Source organism: Kitasatospora sp. NPDC057512, assembly GCF_042802135.1.
Lineage (GTDB): Bacteria > Actinomycetota > Actinomycetes > Streptomycetales > Streptomycetaceae > Kitasatospora.
The window spans coordinates 1-7,835 of record NZ_JBHVET010000382.1; the positions used below are offsets into that span (position 1 = coordinate 1).

Here is a 7,835-nt window from a genome sequence, read left to right on the forward strand (position 1 = left end):
GGCGGGCCGTCGTCGTCTCAGCCCTGGGAACGGGAACATCCGGATCCCGAGACGGGCATGTCTAAGCGAGCCCGGGAATCTATACGATGAGCCCATGCGTTCCGTCGATGTGAGCACCCAGGCCCCGGGCACCCGCCTCGTGGCGCGCCTGCACATCGACCTGTGCCGGCACGCCGGTGCGATCTGTCCCGGCACGCCCGCGCGCTCGCGCTGAGAGCCGCTTCACCACCTCACCCGGGCCCGCCGCCCCGCGGCGACGCCGGGCGCCCGCCCCGCCGCGTCCGCCGCGGCCCACCCACTCCACGACTCGCACAGGAGCGCACCCATGGCCATCGAGGTCCGCATCCCGACCATCCTCCGCACCTACACCGACGGCGCCAAGGCCGTCGAGGGCAACGGCAGCAACCTCGGGGAACTCTTCACCGACCTCGACGCCCGTCACCCGGGCATCGCCGCCCGCCTGGTCGAGGACGGCGAGCTGCGCCGCTTCGTCAACGTCTACCTGAACGACGAGGACGTCCGCTTCCTGGAGGGCATCTCCACCGCCCTCGCCGACGGCGACAGCGTCACCATCCTGCCCGCCGTGGCCGGCGGCGCCCGCTAGCGTGACCGGTTCCCCCGTCGCCACGGCGGGGGAACCATCCCTCTCCACCCTCACCGCCGTGGCCGGAGGCCTCCCTTGCGTTACGACAGTCCGCTCGAAGCCGTCGGCAACACCCCGCTGGTCCGCCTGCCGCGGCTGTCCGCCGCCGTCCCCGGCAACGCCGACGGCCTGGTGACCCTCTGGGCCAAGCTGGAGGACCGCAACCCCACCGGCTCGATCAAGGACCGTCCGGCCCTGCACATGATCGAGCGCGCCGAGGCCGACGGCCGGCTCACCCCCGGCTGCACCGTCCTGGAGCCCACCAGCGGCAACACCGGCATCTCGCTGGCCATGGCCGCCAAGCTCAAGGGCTACCGGATGGTCTGCGTGATGCCCGAGAACACCAGCGAGGAGCGGCGCGAGCTGCTCCGCATGTGGGGCGCCGAGATCATCCCGTCCCCGGCCGCCGGCGGCTCCAACACCGCGGTCCGGATGGCCAAGGAGATCGCCGCCGAGCACCCCGACTGGGTCATGCTCTACCAGTACGGCAACCCCGACAACGCCGGTGCCCACTACACCGGCACCGGCCCCGAGATCCTCGCCGACCTGCCGACCGTCACCCACTTCGTGGCCGGCCTCGGCACCACCGGCACCCTGATGGGCGTCGGCCGCTACCTGCGCGAGAAGGTCCCCGGCGTGAAGATCGTCGCGGCCGAGCCGCGCTACGACGACCTGGTGTACGGGCTGCGCAACCTGGACGAGGGCTTCGTCCCCGAGCTGTACGACGCCGAGGTGCTCACCACCCGCTTCTCGGTCGGCTCCGCGGACGCCGTCCGGCGCACCCGTGAACTCCTCCAGCAGGAGGGCATCTTCGCGGGCGTCTCGACCGGCGCCATCCTGCACGCGGCGATCGGCGTCGGCCGCAAGGCGGCGGCGGCCGGCGAGCGCGCGGACATCGTCTTCGTGGTCGCGGACGGCGGCTGGAAGTACCTGTCCACCGGCATCTACACCGCCGAGTCCACCGAGGCCGCGGTCGAGGCGCTGCAGGGCCAGCTCTGGGCGTAGCCCGCCCCCAGGGCCTAGCGGCCCTGCAGCACCTTCCGCGCCCGGGCCCAGACCTGCCCGTCCACCGTGCCGGCCCGGCGGCGGAAGTCCGACAGCGGCACCTCGCGCAGCTCGTCGGTCTCCAGCCAGCTGGCCCGGCCCTGCCGGTCGCCCACCACGCCGGGCGGCAGCGCCAGCACGCCCGGGCGCTCGGCGTGGTGCTTGCTGGTGATCTTCGCGACGGTGGCGGTCCGGCCGTGCACCCGCAGCACCAGGCACGGGCGGTCCTTGGAGCCGGGGCCGTCCTCGAACGGCACCAGCGCCCACCAGACCTCCTGCGGCCGCGGGCCGGCCCCCGTCCGCGGTCGCGGTCGCGGACCCGCCGGCCCGGACGGACGCGGCGCCGGACGGGTGCGCCGCACCAGCGCCGCCACGGCGGCGGCCAGCAGCGCGACGCCCAGCAGCGACAGGACGAGCCAGGTAGCGGTCATGCCGTTCATGCGGCGAACCGTACCGGGCCGGGGGTGAACGCCACCACCGCGACGGCCGGGCACCCGTCCGGGCATTTGTCCGCGCATTGCTCCCGGTTCGTCACGGAACTGCCACAATGCCCGTTCCGCGCCCGGAGCCCCGGCCGTCCCGGCAAGGCTGCGTCACGAACGTCCGCCCCCGTCCCCCGGAGGTGCCCCGTGGCCCGTCGCCCCGAGCTGTGGTCCTACGCCGAGATCGCCCGCCACATCAACGTCCGGCGCGAGACCGTCCGCAGCTACCGGCGGCACCGGCTGCTGCCCGATCCGGACGTGATCGACGGCAGCGGCCACCCGCGGTGGTACCCGTTCACCATCCGCAGCTGGGCCCGCAACCGGCCCCGCCGCCGCTGATCCCCCGGCCCGTCAACCGCCCGCGCCCCCGCCCCGGGCGTTCTGGTGATTCCGCCCACAGCCCGGCACGGGGACGGGGGCAAAGTGCCGCTCCGCCCTTACCCTCGACACACCAACGCAGTGCTACCGGCCGGTCCACCGGGCCCGGCCTGCCGTTTTCCATGCTGTTTTCCACGCTGTTCCCGTGGAGGACGGCGATGCCGTTTTCCAGCAGCAGCCAGGATGTGTCGGGGCGGAGGGGCTCGGATGAAACTGACCGTGGTGGGGTGCTCGGGGAGCTTCCCGGCCGCCGACTCGCCCTGCTCCAGCTACCTGGTCGAGGCCGAGGGCTACCGCGTCGTCCTCGACCTCGGCAACGGAGCCCTCGGCGCCCTCCAGAAGTACACCGGCCTCTACGACGTCGACGCCGTCCTGCTCAGCCACCTGCACGCCGACCACTGCGTCGACCTGTGCGCCTACTGGGTGGCCCGCAACTACCGCGCCGAGGGCTGCCCCGAACTGCTGCCCGTGTACGGCCCGGCCGGCACCGCCGAGCGGCTCGCCCGCGCCTACGACATGCCGGAGAACCCCGGCATGAAGGAGGTGTTCGAGTTCCGCACCCTCACCCCCGGCGGCTTCCGGCTCGGCCCGTTCCGGATCGACGTCGCCCAGGTCAACCACCCCGTCGACGCCTTCGCCTTCCGGCTGGAGCACGACGGCCGCTCGCTGGTCTACAGCGGGGACACCGGCGAGAGCGCCGCACTCGTCGAACTCGCCCGCGACACCGACCTCTTCCTCTGCGAGGCCGCGTACATCGACGGGCGCGACACCTACCAGGCCGTCCACCTCAACGGCCGCGAGGCGGGCGAGCACGCCGCCGCGGCCCGCGCCCGCCGGCTCGTCCTCACCCACATCCCCCCGTGGACCGACGCCGAGCACAACCGGCGGGACGCCGCGGCCGCCTACCCCGGGCCGGTCGAGATCGCCCGGGCCGGTGCGGTGTACGAGGTCTGAGCGCAGGTCGGCGGGGTCGGATGGGAATCCCGGAAAAAGGTTCGGGACGACCCGCAACCTCTCCGCCCCCCGCACGTCCTTGTGAGTGAGCGGCGGGAAACGCCGCCGGAACGGACGGCCCGTCGGGCACGGACGCGATCACACTACTCATCAGGCCTGCTTCGTGCTGCCCGGATCCGGTCGTACCGGTCCGGGACGGATATCCAGGGGGAAATCCCATGCGCAAGACCAACCGTGCCCTGAACCGGGCCCGCCGGCTCACCCCGGCGCTCACCCCGGCGCTCGCGCTGACCGCCGCGCTGGTCGCCGGCGGCGCCGTGACCGCCGCCCCGGCCTTCGCCGCCGCCGGGCCGCTCAGCCTCACCGTGCACACCCCGGCGGTGGTCGGCTTCGCGGGCGGGCCGGTCGAGTTCACCGAGCACCTCGGCAACCCGGGCGACCAGGGCGCCGCCGTCGTGCTGGACTTCGAGATCGAGAGCGACCTCGGGACGCCGCCGAACGCCCTGAGCCTCGACTACTTCAGCGACCTGACCGGCGGCTGGCTGCCGGTGGAGCTGAAGGAGCGCTCCGGGGCGGACAAGGTGGTCAACGCGGGCGGCACCGGCAAGGTCGTGGTCCCGGCGGGCGGCACCGACGTCCGGCTGCGCCTCGGTGTCCCGATGGGCAGGCCCCACGACGGGGCCACCAACGGCGGCACCGGCCCGAACCTCACCTTCCGCACCAGCGTCAAGGGCTGGTCGCAGGACTCCCCGGTCGAGCCGCCGCTCAGCGACAGCCACGTGGTCAAGGTGGAGGGGATCAGCAACGGCGTGTCCGGGGTCCCGGCCGAGGTCGTCGCGGGCGGCGAGCCCGTCGAGTTCGACGCGCTGCTCAGGAACCCGACGCCGTCCGCCTACACCAACCTCGGCAACGTGCTGTTCACCGACCGTCTCGCCAAGGTCGAGGTCCGCGGCGCCGACGGCACCTGGACCACCGTGCCGGGCGTCACGACCCCGGCGGAGCCCGTGGCGGGCCACTACCTGGACGGTCGCAACTCCTCGGCGGCGCCCCAGAGTTCGACGACCCGGCGGGTCCGGGTCAGCTACCCCGCCGACAGCCCGCTGGGCAGGACGGCGCTGAACCCCTGCGTGTTCGTCAACGAGGGCGACGACCTGCCCTTCCGGGGCACCACCATGTGCTCGCAGGGCGCCACCACCGAGGTCGTCGCCCCCGCGCCGAAGCCCTCCCCGACCACCACCCACAAGGCCGGCGAGCCCTCGACCGGGCCGTCCGGCTCCGACGGCTCGCAGTCGAAGCCGGACGGCGGAGCGGGCGTCGCCCAGCCGGCCGGCGACACCACCAAGGCGCCGGCCGTCCCCGCTCCGGCCGCTTCGCCGCCCGCCGTGTTGTCCGCGGACAACATTCCCGCCGCGCCCGCCCGGCCGGTGGACGCGAACCTGGCGTCCACCGGTGCGGACAGCGACCGGACCGGCCTGATCGCGGGCGTCGGCGCGCTGCTGGTCGGCGCCGGTGCGGGGGCCTTCGCCCTGGTCCGCCGCCGCCGCACCGGCTGACCCCGCGCCGTGCGCGGTCCGTCCGGGACACCCGGGCGGGTCGCGCACGGCCGGCGTCGTACGGGTCAGCGCCGACCGGGGACGGGCAGTCCGAGGTGGTCCCGCAGGGTGGGGCCGGTGTAGTCGGTGCGGAACACCCCGCGCTCCTGGAGCAGCGGGACCACGCGGTCGACGAACTCGTCCAGTCCGCCCGGGGTGAGGTGCGGGACGAGGATGAAGCCGTCGGCCGCGTCGCTCTGCACGAAGCGGTCGATCTCGGCGGCGACGGTGGCGGGCGCCCCGATGAAGGACTGCCGGCCGGTCAGCTCGATCACCAGTTCGCGGCTGGTCAGCTTCTTCTCCGCGGCCACCGCCCGCCACCGTGCGGCGACGGCCACCGGGTCGGCGTGCCGGACCCGGCCCTGGACCAGGCCGCTGTCCGGGTCGGGGTCGACGGCCGGCAGCGGTCCGTCCGGGTCGTGGTCGGACAGGTCGACGCCCCAGACCTGCTCCAGGAAGGCGATCGCGGTCTGCGGGCTCACCTGGGCCCGGCGGATCTCCCGGGCCCGTTCGGCCGCCTCGGCGTCGGTGTCGCCGAGGACGAAGGTGACCCCGGGCATGATCTTCAGCTCGTCCGGCTTGCGGCCGTACGCGGCGAGCCGGCGCTTGACGTCGGCGTGGAAGGCCTGGCCGTCGGCGAGGGTGGAGTGCCGGGAGAAGACCACGTCGGCGGTGGCGGCGGCGAACTCGCGCCCCTCGTCGGAGTCCCCGGCCTGGATCACCACCGGGTGGCCCTGCGGCGGCCGCGGCAGCGAGAGCCGTCCCTCGACCTCGAACTGCGGGCCGGAGTGCCGCACGGGCTCCTCCCCGGCGTCCCAGAACTCCCGTGCCAGCTGGACGGATTCGGCGGCCCGGGTGTAGCGGTCGGCGCGGTCCAGGTACCCGCCGCGGCGGAAGTTCTCCCCGGTGAAGGCGTCCGAGGAGGTGACCACGTTCCAGGCCGCGCGGCCGCCGGAGAGGTGGTCCAGCGAGGCGAAGCGGCGGGCCAGTTCGTACGGCTCGTTGAAGGTCGCGTTGACGGTGGCGGCCAGGCCGAGCCGTTCGGTGACGGCGGCCAGCGCGTTCAGCACGGTGATCGACTCGGGGCGGCCGACCACGTCGAGGTCGTGGATCAGGCCCTTGGTCTCGCGCAGCCGCAGGCCCTCGGCGAGGAAGAAGAAGTCGAACTTCCCGCGCTCGGCGGTCTGCGCGAGGTGGCGGAAGGAGGAGAACTCGATGTGGCTGCCGGCGGCCGGGTCGCTCCACACCGTCGTGTTGTTGACGCCGGGGAAGTGCGCGGCGAGGTGGATCTGCTTGAGCGGTCGGTCCGTCATCGGGTCACCTCGGCGAGGGCGGGAGCGGCGGTGGAGGCGGGGGAGCCGTCGGCGGGGCGGGCGGCGTAGCGGCTGGCCGGGCGGGCCAGGCCGAGGTGGTCGCGCAGGGTGCGCCCGGTGTACTCGGTGCGCAGCAGTCCGGCGGCGCGCAGGGCGGGGGCGATCCGGTCGGCCAGCGCGGCGAGGTCGCGCGACGGGTCGGCGGGGGAGAGGTGGAAGCCGTCGACGCCGGTGCCGGTCGCGGTGAGCTCGTCGAGCAGCCGCTGGTCGGCGGCCCGGTCGGGCAGGGCGGCGTCGAGCCGGGCGAGGACGCGCAGGTTCTCGCCGGCCCGCAGCCGCAGTTCGGTGGCGGCGGTCAGTCGGGTGGCGCGGTCGGGGGCGTCGAGCAGGACGACGTCGGCGTACCGGATCGCGGCGTCGACCCGGGCCCGCCCGCCCGGGGAGGCGTCCGGCGCGAGGTCGGCGGCGGTGACGGGCACCACGACCACCGGGCGGCCCTGCGGCGGGCGCGGGGTGATGGACGGGCCGCGGACGGAGAAGCGCGGGCCCTCGAAGTCGATGTAGTGCAGCTTGTCGCGGTCGATGAACCGCCCGGTGGCGGTGTCGCGGATCTCCGCGTCGTCCTCCCAGCTGTCCCAGAGCCGGGCGGCCACCTCGACGGCGTCGGCGGCCTCGGCCCACAGTTCGTCCTCGGCGGCGACGGGGCGGCGGCCGAAGGCCCGCGCCTCGGCCTCGGTCGTGGAGACGCCGACCAGCCAGCCGGCCCGGCCCTCGCTCACCCAGTCCAGGGTGTTGACCGAGATCGAGGTGTGGAAGGGCTCGGTGTGGGTGGTGGTGACGGTCGGCACCAGCCCGACCCGGCCGGTCAGCGGGGCGGTCCGGGCGAGGGCGGCGAGCGCGTCGGGGCGGCTCGGCTCGGCGGCGAAGGAGTCGTCGAGGGTGACGAAGTCCAGGGTGGCCCGCTCGGCGAGGCGGGCGAGGGCGGCGTAGTGCCCGGCGTCGAGACGGCCGGGGCTGTCGAGGGCTGCGGACAGGTGCAACTGGCGGGGCATGGTGAGCCTGACTTCCTCGTGCGGACGCGTGCGGGCACCGGCACGCCCGTGCGGGGACACGGGTGCGCGGGGGCGCGCCGCGGAGCGCGGTGGCGGCCCGCGGGCGGAGCCCGTACGGGCGGGGGAGGGAGGACCGGCGCCGGGCGGGACGTCAGCCGGGCGGCGGCGGGGGAACGGTCAGCTCAGCCGCGACACGCCGCGGACCACACGCGACCGAAGTCGATGTGGCTGCGGGTGACCAGCGGGCACGAGGCGTTCACCGCTTCAGTTGACCAGGGCGTCCGGCGGTTCGTCAACCGTCGTTTCCGCCCGCCTGAGGCCCGGGGGAGCCGCGGGGGAGCCGCGCCGGAGCGACGTGGGCGTGCCCGGGTACGCCG

Annotated in this window: 9 protein-coding genes; 6 read left to right on the plus strand and 3 right to left on the minus strand. The window is 74.8% G+C overall.

Annotated features, from left to right (window positions below; genetic code table 11):
• The first annotated feature begins 94 nt into the window (after positions 1-94).
• The 3 genes from ACFU6K_RS23445 to ACFU6K_RS23455 all read left to right on the plus strand — a co-directional run bounded on the left by ACFU6K_RS23445 (position 95) and on the right by ACFU6K_RS23455 (position 1,648).
• Complete coding sequence (locus tag ACFU6K_RS23445) at positions 95-214, plus strand: putative leader peptide (RefSeq protein WP_310593142.1); 120 nt, start codon at positions 95-97, stop codon at positions 212-214.
• Positions 215-325: 111 nt separating this feature from the next.
• On the plus strand, positions 326-604 hold the full coding sequence (locus ACFU6K_RS23450) for a MoaD/ThiS family protein (RefSeq protein WP_380666015.1): 279 nt from the start codon (positions 326-328) through the stop codon (positions 602-604).
• A 75-nt stretch (positions 605-679) separates the two neighbouring features.
• On the plus strand, positions 680-1,648 hold the full coding sequence (locus tag ACFU6K_RS23455; protein ID WP_380666017.1) for a PLP-dependent cysteine synthase family protein: 969 nt from the start codon (positions 680-682) through the stop codon (positions 1,646-1,648).
• 14 nt (positions 1,649-1,662) lie between these two features.
• Here ACFU6K_RS23455 and ACFU6K_RS23460 read toward each other — a convergent pair whose 3' ends face one another.
• Positions 1,663-2,127 carry a type II toxin-antitoxin system PemK/MazF family toxin gene (locus ACFU6K_RS23460; protein ID WP_380666019.1) on the minus strand — a complete coding sequence of 155 codons (465 nt, stop codon included), beginning with the start codon at positions 2,125-2,127 and terminating at the stop codon, positions 1,663-1,665.
• A 189-nt stretch (positions 2,128-2,316) separates the two neighbouring features.
• Between ACFU6K_RS23460 and ACFU6K_RS23465 the strand changes: the two genes are divergently transcribed.
• From ACFU6K_RS23465 to ACFU6K_RS23475, 3 genes are all read left to right on the plus strand, one after another.
• Complete coding sequence (locus ACFU6K_RS23465; RefSeq protein ID WP_380666022.1) at positions 2,317-2,508, plus strand: MarR family transcriptional regulator; 192 nt, start codon at positions 2,317-2,319, stop codon at positions 2,506-2,508.
• A gap of 246 nt (positions 2,509-2,754) precedes the next feature.
• The gene (locus tag ACFU6K_RS23470) at positions 2,755-3,501 is read left to right on the plus strand and encodes an MBL fold metallo-hydrolase (protein WP_380666024.1); all 747 of its coding nucleotides are present in this window, start codon (positions 2,755-2,757) and stop codon (positions 3,499-3,501) included.
• Between the two features lie 218 nt (positions 3,502-3,719).
• Positions 3,720-5,054, plus strand: coding sequence for an LAETG motif-containing sortase-dependent surface protein (locus ACFU6K_RS23475; protein WP_380666026.1), 1,335 nt, complete (start codon positions 3,720-3,722; stop codon positions 5,052-5,054).
• Between the two features lie 65 nt (positions 5,055-5,119).
• On the opposite strand, the gene ACFU6K_RS23480 is transcribed toward ACFU6K_RS23475, so the two are convergent.
• Positions 5,120-6,406 carry an LLM class flavin-dependent oxidoreductase gene (locus tag ACFU6K_RS23480; RefSeq protein WP_380666028.1) on the minus strand — a complete coding sequence of 429 codons (1,287 nt, stop codon included), beginning with the start codon at positions 6,404-6,406 and terminating at the stop codon, positions 5,120-5,122.
• Positions 6,403-7,458 carry an LLM class flavin-dependent oxidoreductase gene (locus ACFU6K_RS23485; RefSeq protein ID WP_380666030.1) on the minus strand — a complete coding sequence of 352 codons (1,056 nt, stop codon included), beginning with the start codon at positions 7,456-7,458 and terminating at the stop codon, positions 6,403-6,405. The genes ACFU6K_RS23480 and ACFU6K_RS23485 overlap by 4 nt, the downstream gene beginning before the upstream one ends.
• Positions 7,459-7,835 lie beyond the last annotated feature (377 nt).